This is a genomic window from Streptomyces sp. YS415, assembly GCF_023544665.1.
In the GTDB taxonomy this organism is placed as follows: Bacteria; Actinomycetota; Actinomycetes; order Streptomycetales; family Streptomycetaceae; genus Streptomyces.
Window position 1 is genome coordinate 18,714 of sequence record NZ_JAMJFL010000020.1, and the last position, 20,546, is coordinate 39,259.

At 70.4% G+C, this 20,546-nt stretch carries 22 protein-coding genes and 1 tRNA gene; 9 read left to right on the forward strand and 14 right to left on the reverse strand.

From position 1 onward, the window contains the following. Positions 1-116 precede the first annotated feature (116 nt). The 5 genes from M8H82_RS23980 to M8H82_RS24000 all read right to left on the reverse strand — a co-directional run bounded on the left by M8H82_RS23980 (position 117) and on the right by M8H82_RS24000 (position 3,166). Positions 117-473: a hypothetical protein gene (locus tag M8H82_RS23980; RefSeq protein WP_250077009.1), complete on the reverse strand. Its 357-nt coding sequence runs from the start codon at positions 471-473 to the stop codon at positions 117-119. Beyond that, a complete protein-coding gene (locus M8H82_RS23985) occupies positions 470-841 on the reverse strand; it encodes a hypothetical protein (RefSeq protein ID WP_250077010.1) in 372 nt (123 codons plus the stop codon). Before M8H82_RS23985 ends, M8H82_RS23980 begins: the two co-directional genes overlap by 4 nt. Positions 842-1,122: 281 nt before the next feature. Beyond that, positions 1,123-1,196, reverse strand: a tRNA-Pro gene (locus M8H82_RS23990). Positions 1,197-1,229: 33 nt separating this feature from the next. After that, a complete protein-coding gene (locus M8H82_RS23995; protein ID WP_250077011.1) occupies positions 1,230-2,027 on the reverse strand; it encodes a Pr6Pr family membrane protein in 798 nt (265 codons plus the stop codon). Between the two features lie 209 nt (positions 2,028-2,236). After that, positions 2,237-3,166, reverse strand: a complete 930-nt coding sequence (locus M8H82_RS24000; RefSeq protein ID WP_250077012.1) for a metallophosphoesterase — start codon at positions 3,164-3,166, stop codon at positions 2,237-2,239. A 109-nt stretch (positions 3,167-3,275) separates the two neighbouring features. Here M8H82_RS24000 and M8H82_RS24005 point away from each other — a divergent pair, with 109 nt between their 5' ends. Then, positions 3,276-3,740, forward strand: a complete 465-nt coding sequence (locus tag M8H82_RS24005) for a GatB/YqeY domain-containing protein (RefSeq protein ID WP_250077013.1) — start codon at positions 3,276-3,278, stop codon at positions 3,738-3,740. A gap of 193 nt (positions 3,741-3,933) precedes the next feature. Here M8H82_RS24005 and M8H82_RS24010 read toward each other — a convergent pair whose 3' ends face one another. After that, complete coding sequence (locus M8H82_RS24010; protein ID WP_250077014.1) at positions 3,934-6,273, reverse strand: transglycosylase domain-containing protein; 2,340 nt, start codon at positions 6,271-6,273, stop codon at positions 3,934-3,936. Positions 6,274-6,680: 407 nt separating this feature from the next. Here M8H82_RS24010 and wblA point away from each other — a divergent pair, with 407 nt between their 5' ends. After that, complete coding sequence (wblA, locus tag M8H82_RS24015; RefSeq protein ID WP_250077164.1) at positions 6,681-7,019, forward strand: transcriptional regulator WblA; 339 nt, start codon at positions 6,681-6,683, stop codon at positions 7,017-7,019. Between the two features lie 14 nt (positions 7,020-7,033). Here wblA and M8H82_RS24020 read toward each other — a convergent pair whose 3' ends face one another. Both M8H82_RS24020 and M8H82_RS24025 read right to left on the reverse strand, forming a co-directional pair. Continuing rightward, positions 7,034-8,377, reverse strand: a complete 1,344-nt coding sequence (locus M8H82_RS24020; RefSeq protein ID WP_250077015.1) for an ArsA family ATPase — start codon at positions 8,375-8,377, stop codon at positions 7,034-7,036. Next, a complete protein-coding gene (locus M8H82_RS24025; protein WP_250077016.1) occupies positions 8,374-9,351 on the reverse strand; it encodes an ArsA family ATPase in 978 nt (325 codons plus the stop codon). Before M8H82_RS24025 ends, M8H82_RS24020 begins: the two co-directional genes overlap by 4 nt. 95 nt (positions 9,352-9,446) lie before the next feature. On the opposite strand from M8H82_RS24025, the gene M8H82_RS24030 reads away from it, so the two are divergent. The 4 genes from M8H82_RS24030 (at position 9,447) to M8H82_RS24045 (ending at position 12,007) form a co-directional block, all read left to right on the forward strand. Continuing rightward, complete coding sequence (locus M8H82_RS24030; protein ID WP_250077017.1) at positions 9,447-9,617, forward strand: DUF4177 domain-containing protein; 171 nt, start codon at positions 9,447-9,449, stop codon at positions 9,615-9,617. Further along, positions 9,614-10,081, forward strand: coding sequence for a RidA family protein (locus tag M8H82_RS24035; RefSeq protein ID WP_250077018.1), 468 nt, complete (start codon positions 9,614-9,616; stop codon positions 10,079-10,081). The genes M8H82_RS24030 and M8H82_RS24035 overlap by 4 nt, the downstream gene beginning before the upstream one ends. A gap of 217 nt (positions 10,082-10,298) precedes the next feature. Continuing rightward, on the forward strand, positions 10,299-11,180 hold the full coding sequence (locus tag M8H82_RS24040; protein WP_250077019.1) for an NUDIX hydrolase: 882 nt from the start codon (positions 10,299-10,301) through the stop codon (positions 11,178-11,180). After that, positions 11,177-12,007: an MBL fold metallo-hydrolase gene (locus tag M8H82_RS24045; protein WP_250077020.1), complete on the forward strand. Its 831-nt coding sequence runs from the start codon at positions 11,177-11,179 to the stop codon at positions 12,005-12,007. Before M8H82_RS24040 ends, M8H82_RS24045 begins: the two co-directional genes overlap by 4 nt. A gap of 44 nt (positions 12,008-12,051) precedes the next feature. Here the strand turns inward: M8H82_RS24045 and M8H82_RS24050 are convergent, their stop codons facing one another. Further along, a complete protein-coding gene (locus tag M8H82_RS24050) occupies positions 12,052-12,873 on the reverse strand; it encodes a nucleotidyltransferase domain-containing protein (protein WP_250077021.1) in 822 nt (273 codons plus the stop codon). A gap of 182 nt (positions 12,874-13,055) precedes the next feature. Further along, positions 13,056-13,730, reverse strand: a complete 675-nt coding sequence (locus M8H82_RS24055) for a Crp/Fnr family transcriptional regulator (protein WP_015658871.1) — start codon at positions 13,728-13,730, stop codon at positions 13,056-13,058. 276 nt (positions 13,731-14,006) lie between these two features. Here M8H82_RS24055 and nth point away from each other — a divergent pair, with 276 nt between their 5' ends. From nth to M8H82_RS24070, 3 genes are all read left to right on the forward strand, one after another. Then, complete coding sequence (nth, locus tag M8H82_RS24060) at positions 14,007-14,894, forward strand: endonuclease III (RefSeq protein ID WP_308293276.1); 888 nt, start codon at positions 14,007-14,009, stop codon at positions 14,892-14,894. A gap of 256 nt (positions 14,895-15,150) precedes the next feature. Then, a complete protein-coding gene (locus M8H82_RS24065) occupies positions 15,151-15,846 on the forward strand; it encodes a CoA pyrophosphatase (protein WP_250077023.1) in 696 nt (231 codons plus the stop codon). Between the two features lie 61 nt (positions 15,847-15,907). Next, positions 15,908-17,107, forward strand: a complete 1,200-nt coding sequence (locus tag M8H82_RS24070; RefSeq protein WP_250077024.1) for a MarP family serine protease — start codon at positions 15,908-15,910, stop codon at positions 17,105-17,107. A 25-nt stretch (positions 17,108-17,132) separates the two neighbouring features. On the opposite strand, the gene M8H82_RS24075 is transcribed toward M8H82_RS24070, so the two are convergent. The 4 genes from M8H82_RS24075 to nhaA form a co-directional block, all read right to left on the reverse strand. Then, positions 17,133-17,315 carry a hypothetical protein gene (locus M8H82_RS24075; protein ID WP_250077025.1) on the reverse strand — a complete coding sequence of 61 codons (183 nt, stop codon included), beginning with the start codon at positions 17,313-17,315 and terminating at the stop codon, positions 17,133-17,135. Positions 17,316-17,442: 127 nt separating this feature from the next. Continuing rightward, complete coding sequence (locus tag M8H82_RS24080) at positions 17,443-18,384, reverse strand: alpha/beta fold hydrolase (protein WP_250077026.1); 942 nt, start codon at positions 18,382-18,384, stop codon at positions 17,443-17,445. Beyond that, on the reverse strand, positions 18,381-18,872 hold the full coding sequence (locus M8H82_RS24085) for a phage holin family protein (RefSeq protein WP_250077027.1): 492 nt from the start codon (positions 18,870-18,872) through the stop codon (positions 18,381-18,383). Before M8H82_RS24085 ends, M8H82_RS24080 begins: the two co-directional genes overlap by 4 nt. 60 nt (positions 18,873-18,932) lie before the next feature. Next, positions 18,933-20,363, reverse strand: coding sequence for a Na+/H+ antiporter NhaA (nhaA, locus tag M8H82_RS24090; protein ID WP_250077029.1), 1,431 nt, complete (start codon positions 20,361-20,363; stop codon positions 18,933-18,935). Positions 20,364-20,546: the final 183 nt, after the last annotated feature.

Genomic DNA, 20,546 nt, shown 5'->3' on the forward strand with positions numbered 1-20,546 from the left:
CATGCGGCTTCTGGCCAGGTATCGGCTGGTCAGAAACTGAGCACGTTACGAAAGTTGTCATTGGCGGCGCGAGGCCGGGTCGTGCAACGTACTTACCGCATTGAGTGGCGCCGCCTCTACTCGATGACTTCATCGTTGGCGACGGCCAAGATGAACGCAGCCAGGTCCTCTTCCTGGGGAGGGATCCTGGTGTGGTGCCTGCTCGCGTGGACGGAGTAGTAGCGAGCTACGCTCGCTCGGACCTTGGGCCCCTCCGGATCCTCACTCGTCAGACGCAGCGTCACATCACCAGCTGGCCCAACTCCTTCCAGCGGACGTCCCAGGCCGTCAAAGGCCTTGTGCACTTCTTCCGGTGTTTCCAGGAGCTGATCGGTCAGGGCCAGGTCATGGATGACGTACAGACTCCCGTCTGCATCGAACAGGAGGGCAGGGCTTCTAGGCTCACCGCAGACTCGCTCTTGGTCATTGCTCATCGGCCGGTGTGATCTGCCGCGCCGGCGAGGTTCTTGTAGTAGTTGCGACAGAACTCCACGAGGTCATCAGCATGGATGGCCCCATACACCTCAGGCGTCAAGGCTTCTACTGCCTCGATGATCTGATGGGCAGAGGCCGACCGGTGGCCCATCGCGCTTGCGCCGTCCGTGACAGAGACGCTCCAGTACTTCACCAGGACCGGTGAAGCCTGAAAGGTGCGATAAGTCTTTGTGTCGCGGAGGTCTCGGTCGGTGATCTCTACGTTCAATCCCTCCGACAGTGCTTCGCGGACATAGACGAGAGCGGCATCAAGATCCAGGGTGTAGAGAGTTAATGGCCGGCCGTTGGGCTCACGGGGGATAGGCATGCCAGAACCCTAAGGGTGGCGCGGCGTCGCAGAGGCGGCTTTGAAGCGGACCTACATCCGAAGCGATGGTTACTCGCCTGAACCGAAGGGCTGCGCCGTGCGACGCGGGTGGGAGCCGGGGAACGGCGCTTCATCCCACGGGTTCGAGGGAGCACCAAGAGGTGGCCGTCTGGGAGCGAGATTCCAAGATCTTCTCCCAGATTTCTCCCAAGCCGGACTGGGAAAGCACTCAGGGGCCTGACCCGCGATGCGGATCAAGCCCCTGACCTGGTACTTCACTGTCGGGGTGGCGGGATTTGAACCCACGACCTCTTCGTCCCGAACGAAGCGCGCTGCCAAGCTGCGCTACACCCCGATGTCCCCGCTCGACGCGGTGACGTCGTTTACTTTAGCCCACCGGTGGCTGGAGACGAAATCCGGTTTTGGCGCGGTGGTGGGCCCGGTGGCGGACCGCGTTGGGGCGGACGTGGTCCAGGGCGACCAGGAGGACGGCCAGGGCGTAGACGGAGAGGCCGATGAGGAGGGCGTTGCCCAGGACCCCCTTGTAGCCGTGCAGCTCTACGTCCAGGAAGGGGTAGAGGTAGCGGGCCGGTGTGCCGGCCGGGAGCAGTTCGGCCCGGGCCAGGGAGAAGGCCAGGTAGGCCAGGGGGTAGAGGAGCCAGGCCGCTGCCTGGCGCAGGTGCAGGCTGCCCGGTGCCGTCAGCAGGAGCCAGTCCAGGGCCGCCGCGATCGGGGTGATCGTGTGCAGGACGAAGTTCGTCACCGCGTGCCAGCCCGTCGGCGATGCCGCGTCTCCCGTCATCGAGAACGGGCTCGACGCGTTCGCCAGGAGCAGGTGGTACACCAGGCCCGTCGTGGCCACGTACAGCAAGGCCGCGCCCGTCAGGCCCGATGCCAGGGGGCGGCGGGCCGCCCATGCCCGGCGGGCGGCCAGCACCATGACCAGCGCCAGCAGGATGTTGCTCTGGATCGTGAAGTGGCTCAGCACCCGCAGGGGGCTGCCGAGGACCAGGTCGATCGTCACCGCCCCGGCCGCCAGCAGGGCGACCAGCAGGCGGAACACGGTGGCCAGGCGGCGGCGCACGGGCTCCACCACGGCCGTGGCGGGCACGGGGGAGGGCAGGAACCCGGGAATGCCCGGGATCGCGGGCAGGTCCGGGAGGTCCCTGGGTATGGGGGCGGTCATGCCCCTCACGCTAAGCAAATGGGGCGAAACGGGCCATGTGGGCGGTCCGTGCGGGTTACGTCAGCGGCAACCCACGCCAGCGGTCAACCCCCGGTGAGCGGCAACCCACGCGAGCAGCCACCCACGTCAGCGGCAAATCCACGGGCAACGGCACCCCCGTCAGCGGCAACCCCTAAGGGAGCCCCAGACCCCGCCCCCTGCCCCGCCCCCTACCGCCCCGCCTCCACCAACGTCAGCAGCGTCGCCTCCGGCGGGCACGCGAAGCGGAACGGGGTGTAACGGTTCGCCCCGCAGCCCGCCGAGACGTGCAGGTAGGCCCGACGGCCGTCCGCCGTGTGCGTCGACAGGCCCTTCACCCGGTCGGTGTCCAGGTCGCAGTTGGTGACCAGGGCGCCGTAGAAGGGGATGCAGAGCTGGCCGCCGTGGGTGTGGCCGGCCAGGATCAGGGGGTAGCCGTCCGCCGCGAAGGCGTCCAGGACGCGCAGGTACGGCGCGTGCACCACGCCCATCGAGAAGTCCGCCGTACCCGACGGGCCACCCGCGACCTCGGCGTACCGGTCCCTCTTGATGTGCGGGTCGTCGAGCCCCGTCAGCTCCACCGACGCGCCGTCGACCTTCACGACGCCGCGGGTGTTGGTCAGGTTCACCCAGCCCGCCGTGTCGAAGCTGTCCCGCAGGTCCTCCCACGGGTTGTGGATCGCGCCGACGGCCGGCGGGTTGCCGTTCAGGCCGTGCTTGCCCTGCGCCTTCTCGATCAGGTAGAGGGCGGGGTTGCGGAGCTTGGGGCCGTAGTAGTCGTTGGAGCCGAAGACGTACGCGCCCGGGAACTCCATCAGCGGACCCAGCGCGTCCAGCACCTCCGGTACGCCCTCGGGGTCCGAGAGGTTGTCGCCGGTGTTGATCACGAAGTCGGGGCGCAGGCCCGCCAGCGAGCGCAGCCAGCGCTGCTTCTTGCGCTGCCCGCTCACCATGTGGATGTCGGAGACCTGCAGCACGCGCAGTGGACGCATACCGGCGGGGAGGACGGGGACCGTCACCCGCCGCAGGCGGAAGGAGCGGGCCTCGAAACCCGCCGAATACAACAGACCGGCGGCGCCGGCCGCCGCCATTCCCAGGGGTACTCCGTATCGCGCGCGCATACCTCCATCGTGTCAGATCGTCCCCAACTCCCGTGTCTGGCCGCCCCTCAAGCGACGGCTGGGGAAATCGAGGGGCTTTCTCCCGCCCGTACCTGCGACAATCGACGCCATGACCACGCTCAAGTCGAAGCTGCAGGATGACCTCAACGCCGCGATCAAGGAGCGCGACGAGCTCCGCTCCGCGACGCTCCGGCTGACGCTCACCGCGATCACCAAGGAGGAGGTCGCGGGCAAGGAGAAGCGCGAGCTCTCCGACGACGAGGTCCTCAAGGTGATCACCAAGGAGGCGAAGAAGCGTCGCGAGGCCGCGGACGCCTTCGCCCAGGGTGGCCGTGCCGAGTCCGCCGAGCGGGAGAAGGCGGAGGGCGAGGTGCTCGCCGCGTACCTGCCGAAGCAGCTCAGCGACGAGGAACTGGAGCGGATCGTCACCGAGGCCGTCGACGAGGCCCGGGCGGCCGGTGCCGAGGGGCCGCGGGCCATGGGCGCGGTCATGAAGATCGTGAACCCGAAGGTGGCAGGTCAGGCGGAGGGCGGGCGCGTCGCCGCCGCCGTGAAGAAGCTCCTCGCGGGCTGACCGGCTCGACGACAGACAGACCTGCGGCCACTACCTCGCCGTAGACAGGCCCACGGCTCCTTCTCGCCGTCGCCGCAGAGAGGCCTACGGCTCCTAGCTCTCCGTAGACAGACCTACGGCCCCTTCCCCTCCGTAGAGGGAAAGGGGCCGCAGTCGTCCCAGCCGGCGCAGTACGGCAGCGCGGCCGTGCGGATCAGTCCCGCCCGCCCGAGCCGTTCCCGTTCGTCTGCCCCTGGAAGAAGTCCTCCGGGATGGAGAACGACGGCGTCGGTACGGTCGTACCGCCATCGGTGCCGGTGCTCGTGCCGCCGTCGGCGCCCGTGCTCGTGCCGCCGTCGACGACCCCGCCGAACAGGCCGCCGTTGTCGTTGCCGTTGTTGCCGTTCTCGTCGCCGTTGCCGTTGTCGTTGTCCCCGTCGCCGCCACGGTCACCGTCACCGTCGCCGCGGTCCCGGTCACCCGTGTTGCTGCTCGGGATGTCGACGAGGCTGAACTCGGGCGCTTCCTTGCCCTCCAGCGCGCCGGACATCATGTCGCGCCAGATCGGGCCGGGCACCTGGCCACCGAAGACCTTGGCGTGCCAGACACCACCGATGGTGATGTTCTGCATCTTCCGCTTGTGCGCGGGGTCGCCGACCCACACCGCACCGGCCATGTTCGGGGTGTAGCCCACGAACCAGGCCGCGAACCGCTCGTCCGTCGTACCGGTCTTGCCGGCGCTCGGGCGGCCGCCGCCGAGGCCCGCCTGCTGGCCCGTGCCGTCCTCGACCACGCCCCGCAGCAGCGTGTTGATGGTGTCGGCGGTCCTCTCGGACATCGCGCGCGAGCAGGTCGACTTCGGGACCTCCAGCGACTTGTCCTTGCCACCGACGCGCTGGGTGATGGACTCGATGGCGATCGGCGTGCAGTACATCCCGCGCGAGGCGAAGGTGGCGTAGCCGTTCGCCATGGTCAGCGGGGACATCTCCTGGGTGCCGAGGGCGATGGAGGGGGCCTGCGCCAGCTTGCCGCCGTCCGCGCGCTCGACGCCCATCTTCTCGGCCATCTCCGTCACCGGGCAGATGCCGATGTCGCTGATCATCTCGACGTAGTAGGTGTTGACCGACTTCGCGGTCGCTTCCCGCATGTCGTAGGGGCCGACCTCGGACTCGTTCTCGTTCTCCAGCGGGACGCCCTTTTCGTCCCAGGTGCCGCCCTCGCAGGTCGACACCGGGGTCGGGTAGTCCATCTGGTACGGCGATCCGTACACCTTGTTCGGCGGCATCCCGCCCTCGAGCGCCGCCGCGGCCACGATCGGCTTGAACGTCGAACCGGGCTGGTAGCCCGCGCCGCCGCCCATGGCCGCGTCGACCGAGAGGTTGATCTGGGTCTCGTTCTTGCCGAAGCCGTACGGACGGGACTGGCCCATGGCGAGGATCTTGCCGGTGCCGGGCTCGACGATGGTCGCCGCGGTCGCCACGTCGTCGCTCTGGTTGACGTGGTCCTTGACCGACTGCTGGACCGACTCCTGGGCCTGCGGGTCGAGGGTGGTCCGGACGGTCAGACCGCCCTGGTTCCAGATCTTGGCCCGGGCCTCCTTGGTCTTGCCGAAGACCGGGTCGCTCAGGAAGGCCGCGCGGACGTAGTCGCAGAAGAAGCCCGCGCCCTTGACGGCGGTGATGCAGCCGTTCTTGGGCTTGCTGACCTTCAGGCCCAGCGGCTTGTCCGCGGCCTTGTCGGCCTGCGCCCGGGAGATGTCGCCGACCTCGGCCATGCGCTGGAGCACGGTGTTGCGCCGCTTGACGGCCTCGGCCTCGTCGTTGACCGGGTCGTAGCGCGAGGGCGACTGGACGATGCCGGCGAGGAGCGCGGCCTCCTGGAGCTTCAGGTCCTTCGCGGACTTGGAGAAGTAGCGCTGCGCGGCGGCCTCGACGCCGTAGGCCTGCTGGCCGAAGAACGTGATGTTCAGGTAGTTCTCGAGGATCTTCTTCTTGCCGAGCTCTTCCTCGACCTGGATCGCGTACTTCAGTTCGCGGATCTTGCGGCCGAGGGTCTGCTGGGTGGCCTCGGCGACCTTCGTGGGGTCGTCGCCGGCCTCCTCCACGAAGACGTTCTTCACGTACTGCTGGGTGAGCGTGGAGGCGCCCTCGGCGACCCCGCCGGTCTGCGCGTTGCGGTTCAGGGCGCGCAGGATGCCCTTCAGGTCGACCGCGCCGTGCTGGTAGAAGCGGGCGTCCTCGATCGCGACGATCGCCTTCTGCATGTACGGCGAGATGTCCTGGAGGTCCACCACCGTGCGGTCGCGCGAGTAGACCGTGGCGAGCGTGCCGCCCTTGGCGTCGAGGATCGTGGTGCGCTGACTCAGCGGCGGCGTCTTGAGGTTGGCGGGGAGCTCGTCGAAACTCTCGACCGAGCCCTTGGCGGCCAGCCCCAGCGCACCGACCGCGGGCAGGGCGATTCCCGCCAGGACGGCTCCCGAGAGCACACTGACACCGAGGAACTTGGCGGCCTGCTGCGTTGGCGACAGACCACCGCCCGAGCGCTTCTTTGGCATAGGGGCAGCCTACGTTCTCATTCGCCGGACACGCGTATATGCCTTGGCCTAAGCTGCTCCCAACTGTCACAGCAGTAGGTCCACGTATCAATACGTCCGGCGAACCCGAATCGTTCCGGTCGGCCATCATTTTTTTGATGGGGGCGTGTCCGAATCCGCCTTGTGTGTCACCTGGCGCCCGTTGTGACTCAACTGAACTGTCCCGCTTTGCCGGGATGATCACGCATGTCACCAGCTCACTCCCCCGGGTGATCTGCCGCTTACCCATAGTCCGTTCGGGCCATTCAAGATTGGGCCCGCTGGGGGTGTTGCGCTGTCCCCACCTTCCGTAACGTCCTCAACTGGCGGCGGTGAATATGCCGCTGCCGCCGTGGGGGAGCCTCGATTCGGGAGAGGACGGCGCCGGTATGGGCTGGGTAACCGACTGGAGTGCGCAGGCGGCCTGCCGCACTACCGATCCGGATGAACTGTTTGTTCAGGGAGCAGCGCAGAACAGGGCCAAGGCGGTGTGCACCGGATGTCCGGTGCGTACCGAATGTCTGGCCGATGCGCTCGACAATCGCGTCGAGTTCGGCGTATGGGGAGGCATGACGGAGCGGGAGCGCCGCGCGCTGCTGCGCAGGCGGCCGACCGTCACCTCGTGGCGCCGGCTGCTGGAGACCGCTCGTAGTGAGTACGAGCGCGGGGCGGGCCTGGTGTCCCTCGATGACGACCAGGTGTACGAGAACTACGCTGCGGTGAGCTGACGGTTCCGGTCGGCTCAGGCCCCGGGGTTGGGCAGCTCCGGTCGGCCTGCCGCCAGCCGGTTTCCGATGTCGCGCAGTCCCGCGAGGTCATGCACATCGCCGGGCAGCGCGGCCACTTCGGCCACCGCCACCTCCGGGTGGAGCGCGGCGAAGCGATCCCGTGTGCGCTGCTCGCGGGAGAGCAACTGCATACGGTCCGCGTGCAGCCTCAACAGGCCGGCGGTGAGCTGGTCGGTGGTGGGGTGCACATCCTGGCCTGCCGTGGCCGTGTCCATGGCGGCGGGGGAGCCTTCCTCGACGGCCTCGGATGCGGGAGATTCTGAACTGCCGTACGTGTCGGGAGAGTTACGAAGACCAGCTTTCCCGCCCTCCTGATCGACAATGCGGGACTCCTCAAGATTTTCCGCGGCGGCGAGCGCCCGCTCGGCGGACAGCCGGTCGGCGCCGCTGCCGTGGACACGGTTGAGCACCAGACCCGCCAGCGGCATGTCCTCGGCGGCCAGCCGCTCCACGAAGTACGCGGCCTCCCGCAGCGCGTCCCGCTCCGGCGCCGCGACCACCAGGAACGCCGTCCCGGGCGCCTGGAGCAGCTTGTACGTCGCGTCCGCGCGGGTACGGAAGCCGCCGAACATCGAGTCCATCGCGGCCACGAACGTCTGGACGTCCTTGAGCAACTGGCCCCCCAGCAGCTTGCCGAGGGCGCCGGTCATCATCGACATGCCGACATTCAGGAACTTCATGCCCGCGCGCCCGCCGACCTTGGCGGGGGCGAGCAGCACCCGGATCAGCTTGCCGTCGAGGAACGAGCCGAGCCGCTTGGGGGCGTCCAGGAAGTCCAGCGCGGAGCGGGAGGGCGGGGTGTCGACGACGATGAGGTCCCACTCCTCCTTCGCCCGCAGCTGGCCCAGCTTCTCCATCGCCATGTACTCCTGCGTGCCCGCGAAGCCCGCCGAGAGCGACTGGTAGAAGGGGTTGCCCAGGATCGCGGCGGCCCGCTCGGGGTCCGCGTGCGCCTCGACGATCTCGTCGAAGGTGCGCTTCATGTCGAGCATCATGGCGTGCAGTTCGCCGCTCGCGGAGTCGTCGAGGCCCTTCACCCGGCGCGGGGTGTTGTCGAGCGAGTCGATGCCCATGGACTGGGCGAGCCGGCGGGCGGGGTCGATGGTGAGCACCACGACCTTCCGGCCGCGCTCGGCGGCCCGCAGCCCGAGCGCTGCCGCGGTGGTCGTCTTGCCGACGCCGCCGGAGCCGCAGCACACGATGATCCGGGTCCTGGGGTCGTCCAGGAGCGGATCCACCTCCAGGATGCGGGCGGGGGCGAGGTGGTGATGGGCGCCTGTGGGGGCTTCCGGGCTCATGACATCCCCTGCTCTCGCAGCTCGGTGGCCAGTTCGTACAGCCCTGCCAGGTCCATTCCCTCGGAGAGCAGCGGCAGTTCGTGCAGCGGCAGGCCCAGGTCGCCGAGGACGGCCCGCTGCTCGTGCTCCAGGGTGAAGCGCTCGGCGTACTCCTCGGCCTGCCGCAGCAGCGGATCCACCAGCCGCTCCGCGTGCCCGCCGCGCCGCGCCCCGCCGAGACCGGCCGCCGACAGGGACTGCGCGATGGCCGTACGGGGTGTGCCGCGTACGAGTTCCAGCTGGGTCGCGTCCAACACCTGGGGTCGCACCATGTTCACGATGACCCGGCCCACCGGCAGCCGCGCCCCGCGCAGTTCGGCGATGCCGTCCGCGGTCTCCTGGACCGGCATCTCCTCCAGCAGCGTCACCAGGTGCACGGCCGTCTCGGACGACTTCAGCACGCGCATCACCGCCTGCGCCTGATTGTGTATCGGGCCGATCTTGGCGAGCCCCGCGACCTCGTCGTTGACGTTCAGGAAGCGGGTGACGCGGCCGGTGGGCGGGGCGTCCATGACGACGTAGTCGTACGCGAAACGCCCGCTTTTGTCCTTTCGTCGTACGGCCTCGCAGGCCTTGCCCGTCAGCAGGACGTCCCGCAGTCCCGGGGCGACGGTGGTGGCGAAGTCGATGGCGCCGAGTTTCTTGAGCGCTCTGCCGGCGCCGCCCATCTTGTAGAACATCTGGAGGTAGTCCAGAAGGGCGAGTTCGGGGTCGATGGCGAGGGCGTACACCTCCCCGCCACCTGGAGCGACGGCGATCTTCCGCTCCTCATAGGGCAGCGTCTCAGTCTCGAAGAGCTGAGCGATGCCTTGCCTGCCCTCCACCTCGACGAGAAGCGTCCGCTTCCCCTCGGTGGCGAGGGCGAGGGCTAGCGCGGCGGCGACCGTGGTCTTTCCGGTCCCGCCCTTGCCGCTGACGACCTGGAGCCTGCTCACGTATTCGAGCCTAACCAGTCGGCCGCCGGATCACGCCGGAGGCTGTGGACAACGTGCGCGCGGGGGCCGGTACGGCAGCGGCTAAAGTCGGCCACATGACCAAGTGGGAATACGTAACCGTGCCGCTGCTCGTCCATGCCACGAAGCAGATTCTGGACACCTGGGGCGAGGACGGCTGGGAGCTCGTCCAGGTCGTGCCCGGGCCGAACAACCCGGAGCAGCTGGTGGCCTACCTGAAGCGGGAGAAGCAGGTGAAGGGGGCGTGAGCGCGGTCGAGGCGAAGCTCGCCGAACTGGGTCTCACGCTCCCGGAGGTCGTGCCTCCGCTCGCCGCGTACCAGCCGGCGGTCCAGTCGGGCGTGTACATCTACACCGCCGGCCAGCTCCCCATGGTGGAGGGCAAGCTCCCGGTCACCGGCAAGGTGGGCGCGGAGGTCACGCCGGAGGAGGCCAAGGAACTGGCCCGCATCTGCGCCCTCAACGCCCTCGCCGCGGTCAAGTCGGTCGCCGGTGACCTGGACCGTATCGCGCGCGTGGTGAAGGTCGTGGGCTTCGTCGCCTCGGCCGCCGACTTCACGGGCCAGCCCGCCGTCCTCAACGGCGCGAGCGAACTCCTGGGCGAGGTCCTGGGCGACAAGGGCGTCCACGCCCGCAGCGCGGTCGGCGTCGCGGTCCTGCCGCTGGACGCGCCGGTGGAGGTCGAGGTCCAGGTGGAGCTGACGCAGGCGTAGCCGGCGCCGGGGGCGAGCCGTACCGGCTCCGCTACGTCCTGCGGCCCGCCCGGGAGGCAGGGGCCGTCGTACGGCGTGCGCCCCTGCCACCACGGCGAACGGTCGTGCCGCTGGGGGCCCTCTGGGGGGCACCCATCAACGCCGGGAAGTGCGGCCGCCCCCGCTCTCACCCCAGGCACCTCTCGAACATCCGCGCGCCCCGAGATAGCCTCCGAGCATGGCGAACGGTCAGTGGTACCCCCCGGAGTGGCCCGACCGCATCCGCGCGCTCGCGGAAGGCACCCTCACCCCCGTGCCCCCCAAGCGCGCGGCCACGGTCATGCTCCTGAAGGACACCGCCACCGGCACCCCCGTCGTCCACATGCTCCGCAGACGCGCGTCCATGGCCTTCGCCGGCGGTGCGTACGCCTACCCCGGCGGCGGCGTCGACCCCCGCGACGACGATCACCACGTCCGCTGGGCGGGCCCCACGCGCGCGTGGTGGGCGCAGCGGCTCGGCGTCGACGAGAACAGCGCCCAGGCGATCGTCTGCGCGGCCGTACGCGAGACGTACGAGGAGGCGGGCGTCCTGCTCGCGGGCCCGGCCCCCGACTCCGTCGTCGGCGACACCACGGGCGCCGACTGGGAGGCCGACCGCGCCGCCCTCGTCGCCCGCGACCTGTCCTTCGCCGAGTTCCTCGACCGCCGGGGCCTGGTCCTGCGCTCCGACCTGCTCGGTGCCTGGACCCGCTGGATCACCCCGGAGTTCGAGTCCCGCCGCTACGACACCTGGTTCTTCGTCGCAGCCCTCCCCGAGGGCCAGCGCACCCGCAACGCCTCCACGGAAGCCGACCGCACGGTGTGGATCCGGCCCCAGGAGGCCGCGGAGTCGTACGACAAGGGCGAGTTGCTGATGATGCCGCCCACCATCGCCACCCTGCGCCAGCTGGCCCCCTGCGCCACGGCCGCCGAGGCGCTCGCCGCCGCCCCCGCGCGGGACATGACGCCCGTCATCGCGCGTGCCCGCCTGGAGGACGGCGAGATCGTGCTGTCCTGGCCTGGCCACGACGAGTTCACCAAGCACATCCCGACCGAACCGACCGGTGGAGCCCACGCATGACGGACGCACGCACTCTTCCCGGCCGGCCGCGGGGTGGCGTCCTCTCGGGCCCCGCCACCCCGCGCGCGGTGAACGTCCTCGCGCCCAACGCCTCCGCGATGACCCTGGACGGCACGAACACCTGGATCCTGTCCGAGCCCGGCTCCGACCTCGCCGTCGTGGTCGACCCCGGCCCGCTCGACGAGGGCCATCTGCGCAACGTCGTCGACACCGCCGAGCAGGCCGGCAAGCGCGTCGCCCTCACCCTCCTGACGCACGGTCACCCCGACCACGCCGAGGGCGCCGCCCGCTTCGCCGAACTGACCGGCACCAAGGTCCGTGCCCTGGACCCGGCACTGCGGCTCGGCGACGAAGGACTCGGCGCCGGGCAGGTCGTGCGGGTCGGCGGCCTGGAGCTGCGGGTCGTACCGACGCCCGGGCACACCGCCGACTCCCTGTGCTTCCATCTCCCGGCCGACCGGGCGGTCCTGACCGGCGACACCGTCCTGGGCCGCGGCACGACGGTCGTGGCCCACCCCGACGGCCGCCTCGGCGACTATTTGGACTCCCTGCGCCGCCTGCGCTCGCTCACGGTCGACGACGGCGTCCACACGGTGCTGCCCGGCCACGGCCCGGTCCTGGAGGACGCCCAGGGCGCCGTCGAGTTCTACCTCGCCCACCGGGCCCACCGCCTCGCCCAGATCGAGACGGCGGTCGAGGACGGCTACCGGACGCCCGCGGCGGTCGTGGGCCATGTGTACGCGGACGTGGACCGCTCGCTGTGGCCGGCGGCGGAGCTGTCGGTGCGGGCACAGCTGGACTACCTGAGCGAACACGGCCTGATCTAGCCGCTCCCCGAGCGCGAGCGCTCCACCCGCCTGCCCCGGCCGACTCAGTCGGGGCGTGGCACCTTCACGCCGTGCACGCGCGCGTACTCCTCGGCCAGCCAGGGGCCCAGATCCTCGACGTACGACCGCAGCACCGCCGGATCGCCGGTCGGCTCGTGTCCGCGGACGGCCGCGGCACGCATCTGCTCCGCCCCCTGCGGGTAGTACGCCCCGAAGGCCTCCGCCATCTCGCCCAGGTCGCTCGTCCAGCCGTTCCAGCGCGGCATGACCAGCGTGAACCCGGTGCGCGCGAGATGGCGGGACATGAACCGCACGAGGGGCCTGCGCGCCTCGTCGGAGTCGGCCGCGCCCGCGATCCGCTCGCGCCAGCGGGGCAGCAGGAGCGCGAGGTCGCCGTTGGTCTCCCGGGCGAGCAGGGAGTCGGGCCGGTAGCGCGGCAGGTACTCGGCGAGGTCCTCGCCCAGCAGCGGCGTGCACAGGCAGGCGAGGAACCAGCCCATGTCGTACCGCTCCAGCTCGCTCAGCACGCGCGCCCGGCCGTACAGCAGCGTGCCGACCCCGTCGATGCACCGGAACTCCTTGTCGAGCCCCTCACCGAGCGCCCGCGCGTCCTCGCGGTCCCCCTCGGTCGGCTCGCCGCGCAGGAGCACCAGCAGGTCGAGATCACTGCGCCCCACGCGCGCGGTGCCGCGCGGAATCGACCCGTAGAGGTACGCGCTGTGCATCCGCCCCCCGAACACATCGAGCAGCCGGTCGCGAGCGGCGGAGACGACCGGCCGGAAGTCGTGGGCGATCCGTCCGAGGGACCCCTCGCGCTCGATGCGGCCCTGGGAGTCGAGTCCGGGGCGCTGCACGCCTTCCGTCATGGCCCAACTGTGCCCGGGGGGGAGGAACCCGGGCGACGCATTTTCGGCGCGGCGCGCAGGCCCCAGGGGCCGCCCGTCCGGCGTTCCAGGCCGAGGGCCGGAACACGCCACCCGGAACACGACCCGGAACACGACACGGGGCCCGCCTCACGAAGAGACGAGCCCCGGGACAGCCGTACGGGTCAGCGCGAGCGCTTCGCCAGGCGCTCGACGTCCAGCAGGATCACCGCGCGGGCCTCCAGGCGCAGCCAGCCGCGCTGGGCGAAGTCCGCGAGGGCCTTGTTGACCGTCTCGCGGGACGCGCCGACCAGCTGGGCCAGTTCTTCCTGCGTGAGGTCGTGGACGACGTGGATGCCCTCCTCGGACTGCACGCCGAAGCGGCGGGAGAGGTCCAGCAGCGCGCGGGCGACACGGCCGGGGACGTCCGAGAAGACGAGGTCGGACATCGCGTCGTTGGTGCGCCGCAGCCGGCGGGCGACGGCGCGCAGCAGCGCGGTGGCCACCTCGGGGCGGGCGTTCAGCCAGGGCTGGAGGTCGCCGTGGCCGAGGCCCAGCAGCTTGACCTCGGTCAGCGCGGTGGCGGTCGCCGTACGCGGGCCCGGGTCGAACAGCGACAGCTCGCCGATGAGCTCACCGGGGCCGACGACGGCGAGCATGTTCTCGCGGCCGTCGGGGGAGGTGCGGTGCAGCTTGACCTTGCCCTCGGTGACGACATAGAGCCGGTCACCGGGGTCGCCCTCGTGGAACAGGGAGTCACCGCGCGCGAGGGTCACCTCACTCATGGAGGCGCGGAGCTCCGCGGACTGCTCGTCATCGAGCGCCGCGAAGAGCGGGTTGCGCCGCAGAACGTCGTCCACGAGTTCTCTCCTTGTCGACCTGCTCAGGGGATCTTGCTCCCCCTTGGTACCAGGGGACCGTGTTCCCCGTTTTGCCGGACGGTCCAAACAGTGTGATCTGTCACAAGGATGCCGCACACGTGTCCCGGGGTAAGCGGCAGGGGTCCAATTGGGCGCCGATCTTCAGGGCTCGGGGCGGATGTCGGTGTCGGGCTTTAGGCTGGCCGGGTGTCCAAAACGCCGGTGAGAGCACAGGCCAAGGGGGCTGGGCGGGTGGTTGTACGTCGTGATTCCGCTGTGGGCGAACAAGACCCCGGTGGCGCAAGGAAACCGGCGAAAGCGGCAAAGCGCGCGTCGGTTACGGCGAAGAAGACGGCGCCCGTGAAGCAGGCCGCCGTCAAGCCCGCGAAGGCCGAGTCGCGCACCGCCCTGGTCCGCCGGGCCCGCCGCATCAACCGCGAGCTCGCCGAGGTCTATCCGTACGCCCATCCCGAGCTGGACTTCGAGAATTCCTTCCAGCTCCTGGTCGCCACCGTCCTGTCGGCCCAGACCACCGACCTGAGGGTCAACCAGACGACCCCGGCCCTGTTCGCGAAGTACCCGACCCCTGAGGACCTGGCCGCGGCCAACCCCGAGGAGGTCGAGGAGATTCTGCGCCCGTGCGGGTTCTTCCGGGCCAAGACGAGGTCGGTCATAGGGCTGTCCAAGGCCCTGTCGGAGGAGTTCGGCGGCGAGGTGCCGGGACGGCTCGAGGACCTCGTCAAGCTGCCCGGCGTCGGCCGCAAGACCGCCTTCGTGGTGCTCGGCAACGCCTTCGGGCGGCCCGGCATCACCGTGGACACCCATTTCCAGCGGTTGGTACGACGCTGGCGGTGGACCGAGCAGACCGACGCCGACAAGATCGAGGCCGAGATCGGCGCGCTGTTCCCCAAGAGCGACTGGACCGACCTCTCGCACCACGTGATCTGGCACGGCCGCCGTATCTGCCACGCCCGCAAACCGGCCTGCGGCGCCTGCCCCATCGCCCCGCTCTGCCCAGCGTACGGCGAGGGCGAGACGGATCCGGAGAAGGCGAAGAAGCTGCTCAAGTACGAGAAGGGCGGCTTCCCCGGCCAGCGGCTGAAGCCCCCGCAGGCGTATCTGGACGCGGGCGGCAGGGCGGCCCCGCCGCTGGGGTCCGGATGACGGGCCGTCGGCAGCGAGGCCCGGAACCGTCTCAGGCTCCGCCTCAGCGGGGCCGGGGACCGACTCAGGCTCCGCCTCAGCGGGGCCGGGGAACGTCTCAGCGAGGTCGAGGGCCGGCCCACGGTCCGCCTCGGCGAGGCCGGGGACCGGCTCAGGGTCCGCCTCAGGGACCTTTCCGGGGTCGATCTCAGGGACCGGCCCAGGAACGATCTCGACCTGGCCCGGCGTTGGACACGGCAGGACGACGGGGGTGGCGATGACACGCGCGAGCAACACGCAGGGCGGGCCGGTGGCGCTCAGCAAGGAGGGCCTGCCCGGCTGGCTGGATCCGGTGGTGCGTGCCGTGGAGACGGTCCAGCCGGTGCAGCTGAGCCGGTTCCTGCCGCCGGAGGACGGCGCCGGGCGGCAGTCCGCGGTGCTGGTCCTGTTCGGCGAGGGCGCGCGCGGACCCGAGCTGCTCCTGATGGAGCGGGCCAGCTCGCTGCGCTCCCACGCCGGCCAGCCCTCCTTCCCCGGCGGTGCCCTCGACCCCGAGGACGGCGACCCGAAGGCCGACGGACCGCTGCGGGCCGCTCTCCGCGAGGCCGAGGAGGAGACCGGGCTCGATCCGGCCGGCGTCCAGCTCTTCGGCGTCCTGCCCCGCCTGTACATCCCGGTCAGCGGCTTCGTCGTCACCCCGGTGCTGGGCTGGTGGCGCGAGCCGACCCCGGTCGGCGTCGTCGATCCGAACGAGACGGCCCGGGTCTTCACCGTCCCCGTGGCGGATCTCACGGACCCCGCCAACCGCGCCACCGCCGTCCACCCCAGCGGCCACCGTGGTCCGGCATTTCTGGTCGAATCGGCCCTGGTCTGGGGGTTCACCGCCGGGATCATCGACCGATTGCTGCACTTCGCGGGCTGGGAGCTGCCCTGGGACCGGGACAACCAGGTCCCGCTGGACTGGCGGTCATGACAGGGTGGACGCCGTGTTCTGCAATCCGGGGGCGTGAAGTGACGAGGCGAGGCTTGAAGCGGTGAACGTGCTGGACATCCTGCTGCTGGTCGCCGCGGTGTGGTTCGCGATCGTCGGCTACCGCCAGGGCTTCGTCGTCGGCATCCTGTCGGTGATCGGCTTCCTCGGCGGCGGTCTCGTCGCCGTCTATCTGCTCCCGGTGATCTGGGACGCCATGACGGACAACTCCGAGGTGAGCACGACCGCCGCCGTCGTCGCCGTGGTCGTCGTCATCGTCTGCGCCTCCGTCGGCCAGGCCCTGACCACCCACCTCGGCAACAAGCTGCGCCGGTACATCACCTGGACCCCGGCCCGCGCCCTGGACGCCACCGGCGGCGCCCTGGTCAACGTCGTCGCGATGCTCCTGGTCGCCTGGCTGATCGGCTCGGCGCTGGCCGGCACCACCTTGCCGACGCTCGGCAAGGAGGTCCGCAACTCCAAGGTGCTGCTCGGGGTGTCCCGGGCGCTGCCCGCGCAGGCCGACACCTGGTTCGCGGACTTCTCCTCGGTCCTCGCGCAGAACGGCTTCCCGCAGGTCTTCAGCCCGTTCTCGAACGAGCCCATCACCGACGTCCAGCCCCCCGACCCGGCCCTGGCGAACAGCAAGGTCGCCACCCGCGCGAAGCGCTCCATCGTCAAGGTCGTGGGCACCGCGGACAGTTGCGGCAAGGTCCTGGAGGGCACCGGCTTCGTCTACGCCGACCGCCGCGTGATGACCAACGCGCACGTCGTGGGCGGCGTCGACGAACCCACCGTCCAGATAGGCGGAGAGGGCCGCAAGTACGACGCCCAGGTCGTCCTGTACGACTGGAAGCGCGACATCGCCGTGCTCGACGTACCGGATCTGGACGCGCCCGCGCTGGAGTTCACCTCCACCGACGCCCGCAGCGGCGACGACGCGATCATCGCCGGCTTCCCGGAGAACGGCGCGTACGACGTGCGCGCGGCCCGGGTCCGCGGCCGTATCCCGGCCAACGGCCCGGACATCTACCATCGCGGCACCGTGCACCGCGATGTCTACTCGCTGTACGCGGTCGTGCGCCAGGGCAACTCCGGCGGCCCGCTGCTCACGCCCGACGGCAAGGTGTACGGCGTGGTCTTCGCAAAGTCGCTCGACGACGCCGACACCGGCTACGCGCTCACCGCGGACGAGATCCAGGACGACATCACCGCCGGCCGCACCGCGAACCAGCAGGTGGACAGCGACAGCTGCGCGCTGTGAGCCGGGTGGATCCCGCCGGAGGAGCTCAGCCGCGGGGGTGACGCAGGCGTACCGTGACCCAGCGGGCCCGGCGGCGCAGGATGCGCGGAATGCCCACCCTCAAATCGGTTCCCGCGAGCTGCGGGGTGGCACCGCCTCGGGGGGAGCTCAGGGCGTTGCCCGAGCGTCGAGTGCGTGCTGCGTCACTGTAGTCGTGCGTCCAGCCCATACCCCGACGTCTGCCCCCGCCCCAAGGTCGATAACCGCCCCCAGTGCCCCCAATTGGCCTATGCGCCGGGCAATTGGCTGTTCGTAGTACAGGTGTTCAGATCCCGGTACCGGGTGCGTCGGAACGGTCACCGATCGGGTTCGGGATCCTTCAGCCAATTGATCAGTTCGGTCGAGAAAGCGACCGGATCCTCTTCCTGCGGGAAGTGCCCGAGACCGTCGAACAGGCGCCAGCGGTAGGGGGCTTCGACGTACTCGCCGGAACCGGCCGCGCTGCGGGTGCGCATCACCGGGTCGAGCGACCCGTGCAGATGCAGGGTCGGCACCCGGACCGGGCGCTTCATCCGCCGGTTGAACTGGATGCCGTCGGGACGGGCCATCGAGCGGACCATCCAGCGGTACGGCTCGATCGCGCAGTGCGCGGCGGAGGGGATGCACATCGCGCGGCGGTACGTGTCCACCGCGTCGTCCTCCGGCAGCCGCGGCCCGGACCAGTCCCGGACCAGCCGCCCCACCAGCGCCCCGTCGTCGGCGGTGAGCCGGCGCTCCGGCACCCAGGGCCGCTGGAACCCCCAGATGTAGGAGCCCGCGGCCGTCTGCTTGACGTCGGAGAGCATCGCCGAGCGCCAGCGCCGCGGATGCGGCATGGACGCCACCGCCAGCCGCCGCACCAGCTTGGGGCGCATCACGGCCGCCGTCCAGGCCAGGTAGCCGCCGAGGTCGTGCCCGACGAGGGCGGCGTCCGGCTCGCCCAGCGAGCGGATCACACCGGTGATGTCGAGCGCCAGGTTGGCGGGGTCGTAGCCGCGCGGGGTGCGGTCGCTGCCGCCGACGCCGCGCAGGTCCATGGCGACGGCCCGGAACCCGGCGTCGGCGAGCGCCGGCAACTGGTGCCGCCAGGTCCACCAGAACTGCGGGAATCCGTGCAGGAGCAGGACCAGCGGCCCGTCACCCATCTCGGCGATGTGGAAGCGCGCACCATTGGCCGCCACGTCCCGATGGGTCCAGGGACCATCGAGTCGGACGACCGAGGCGGGTTGTGCCGAAGGGGAGGGGACCGGGTCCGTCATGACGATGAGCGTGCCACAGCCTCGATGGCGGCGGGCGACCGGTCCTCCAGGGCCGGCGCCGGACGCGGGTGCGGCTTGGCCTTCTGCAGGACGCCCGCGCTCTCCTTCATCGACGCGGCGACCTTCTGCGGGCCCTTGCTCTTCGTGGTCTTCTTGGCGTAGACCCAGCCGATGAGCGTGAGGACGAGCGCGATGAGGACGTTCGCCGCGAAGGACAGCAGGAAGCAGACGGCGAGATTCCAGTCGCTCCAGGTGCGGATCCCGTACGCCAGCGCGAAGTTGAGCATCGGCAGGGAGAAGACCAGTACCGCGCCCGCCACCATGAAGGCGCCGCCGCTGGTCGCCCCGCGCTTGACGTCCTGCTTGAGCTGGGCCTTGGCCAGTGCGATCTCGTCGTGCACCAGCGCTGACATGTCGGTCGTCGCCGAGGCGAACAGCTGGCCGATGCTGCGTTCGGCGCCGACCGGGCTGCCGTCGGGTGCGCTCATCGCGTTCTCCCTCTACTGACCCTATGGGTGAGGTCTCGTCTTTTGTACCGTCCCGTCAGATCATGCCCGACGGTCGTCCTCCTCGCCTGCCCCACCCGTCACTTCGGCAAGCCGCGCCTGCTCGGCGGCCTTCACTTCGGCGAGGCGGCGGTGCTCGGCGGCCTTGGCGTCGTGGATGGCCGCCATCCGCAGGTGGTACGCCGGGTCGTCCTCCTCGTAGATATCGGGGATGCCGGAGTGGTCGTCGTCGCGCTCCTCGGTCTCGACCATCCGGCGGTACCGGCTGTTCCGTACCTTCAGCAGCACCGACGCCAGCATCGCCGCGAGGACGGAACCCACCAGGACGGCCGCCTTGACCTCGTCCGTCAGGGCGGTGTCGCCCTCGAAGGCGAGCTCGCCGATGAGCAGGGAGACGGTGAAGCCGATTCCCGCCAAGGTCGCCACGGCGAACACATCGGCCCAGGCCAGGTCATCGCTGAGCGATGCCTTGGTGAAGCGGGCGGTGAGCCAGGTACCGCCGAAGATGCCGAGCGACTTGCCGAGCACGAGCCCGAGCACGACACCCAGGGTCTCGGGCTGGGTGAACACCTCGCCGAGCGCCCCGCCGGAGACGGTGACACCGGCGCTGAACAGTGCGAACAGCGGCACGGCCAGTCCCGCCGAGAGCGGCCGGACCAGGTGCTCGATGTGCTCGCCGGGGGAGTGCTGCTCGGCCTCGCGCCGGGTGCAGCGCAGCATCAGGCCCATGGCGACTCCGGCGATGGTGGCGTGGACGCCGCTGTTGTACATCAGGGCCCAGATGACGAGCGCGAGCGGGAGGTAGACGTACCAGCCGCGCACGCCCTTGCGCAGCAGCAGCCAGAAGACGACGAGGCCGAGGACGGCGCCGCCGAGCGCGGCGAAGTCGATCTGTTCGGTGAAGAACAGCGCGATGATCAGGATCGCGAAGAGGTCGTCGACGACGGCCAGGGTGAGCAGGAAGGCGCGCAGCGCGCTCGGCAGGGAGGTGCCGATGACGGCGAGCACGGCGAGCGCGAAGGCGATGTCGGTGGCGGTGGGCACGGCCCAGCCGTCCATGGAGCCGCCGCCGGCGACGTTGGTGAGGACGTAGACGAGCGCCGGCGCGGCCATTCCGCACAGCGCGGCCACCACCGGCAGTGCGGCGGCCTTGGGGTCGCGCAGCTCACCGGCGACCAGCTCACGCTTGAGCTCGATCCCGGCGACGAAGAAGAAGATCGCGAGCAGTCCGTCGGCGGCCCAGTGCTCGATGGACAGGTCCAGGCCGAGGGCCTCGGGTCCGATGTGGAAGTGGCTGACGCTGTCGTAGCTGTCCTGGAAGGCGGGGACGTTCGCCCAGATCAGCGCGGCGACGGCGGCCACGAGGAGCAGCACACCGCCGACGGTCTCGGCGCGCAGCGCGTCCGCGACGAAGGTCCGCTCCGGCAGGGAGAGCCGTCCGAAAACCTTGCGGGGGGTGCGGGGCGCGGACACGGGAACCTCCGGTGGGTGGGCAGCACAAACTCTTGCCGACCAGACTTCCCGGCGCACCTTGAGGGTCTTACGTTTTGTTTAGCCTATCTAACGTACGGCGGCGCCGCACGCGTGCCCCGGTGGAAGCGGCACAGCGGAACGCCCGGCGCGGTGGGGCGCCGGGCGTCCGGATGAGCGGCGGAG

What these genes read in the sequence shown, in the direction of transcription:
- M8H82_RS23980 (WP_250077009.1), bottom strand. Translation starts at nt 473, where the DNA reads ATGAGCAATGACCAAGAGCGAGTCTGCGGTGAGCCTAGAAGCCCTGCC.
- M8H82_RS23985 (WP_250077010.1), bottom strand. Translation starts at nt 841, where the DNA reads ATGCCTATCCCCCGTGAGCCCAACGGCCGGCCATTAACTCTCTACACC.
- M8H82_RS23995 (WP_250077011.1), bottom strand. Translation starts at nt 2,027, where the DNA reads ATGACCGCCCCCATACCCAGGGACCTCCCGGACCTGCCCGCGATCCCG.
- M8H82_RS24000 (WP_250077012.1), bottom strand. Translation starts at nt 3,166, where the DNA reads ATGCGCGCGCGATACGGAGTACCCCTGGGAATGGCGGCGGCCGGCGCC.
- M8H82_RS24005 (WP_250077013.1), top strand. Translation starts at nt 3,276, where the DNA reads ATGACCACGCTCAAGTCGAAGCTGCAGGATGACCTCAACGCCGCGATC.
- M8H82_RS24010 (WP_250077014.1), bottom strand. Translation starts at nt 6,273, where the DNA reads ATGCCAAAGAAGCGCTCGGGCGGTGGTCTGTCGCCAACGCAGCAGGCC.
- wblA (WP_250077164.1), top strand. Translation starts at nt 6,681, where the DNA reads ATGGGCTGGGTAACCGACTGGAGTGCGCAGGCGGCCTGCCGCACTACC.
- M8H82_RS24020 (WP_250077015.1), bottom strand. Translation starts at nt 8,377, where the DNA reads ATGAGCCCGGAAGCCCCCACAGGCGCCCATCACCACCTCGCCCCCGCC.
- M8H82_RS24030 (WP_250077017.1), top strand. Translation starts at nt 9,447, where the DNA reads ATGACCAAGTGGGAATACGTAACCGTGCCGCTGCTCGTCCATGCCACG.
- M8H82_RS24040 (WP_250077019.1), top strand. Translation starts at nt 10,299, where the DNA reads ATGGCGAACGGTCAGTGGTACCCCCCGGAGTGGCCCGACCGCATCCGC.
- M8H82_RS24045 (WP_250077020.1), top strand. Translation starts at nt 11,177, where the DNA reads ATGACGGACGCACGCACTCTTCCCGGCCGGCCGCGGGGTGGCGTCCTC.
- M8H82_RS24050 (WP_250077021.1), bottom strand. Translation starts at nt 12,873, where the DNA reads ATGACGGAAGGCGTGCAGCGCCCCGGACTCGACTCCCAGGGCCGCATC.
- M8H82_RS24065 (WP_250077023.1), top strand. Translation starts at nt 15,151, where the DNA reads ATGACACGCGCGAGCAACACGCAGGGCGGGCCGGTGGCGCTCAGCAAG.
- M8H82_RS24075 (WP_250077025.1), bottom strand. Translation starts at nt 17,315, where the DNA reads ATGGGCTGGACGCACGACTACAGTGACGCAGCACGCACTCGACGCTCG.
- M8H82_RS24080 (WP_250077026.1), bottom strand. Translation starts at nt 18,384, where the DNA reads ATGACGGACCCGGTCCCCTCCCCTTCGGCACAACCCGCCTCGGTCGTC.
- M8H82_RS24085 (WP_250077027.1), bottom strand. Translation starts at nt 18,872, where the DNA reads ATGAGCGCACCCGACGGCAGCCCGGTCGGCGCCGAACGCAGCATCGGC.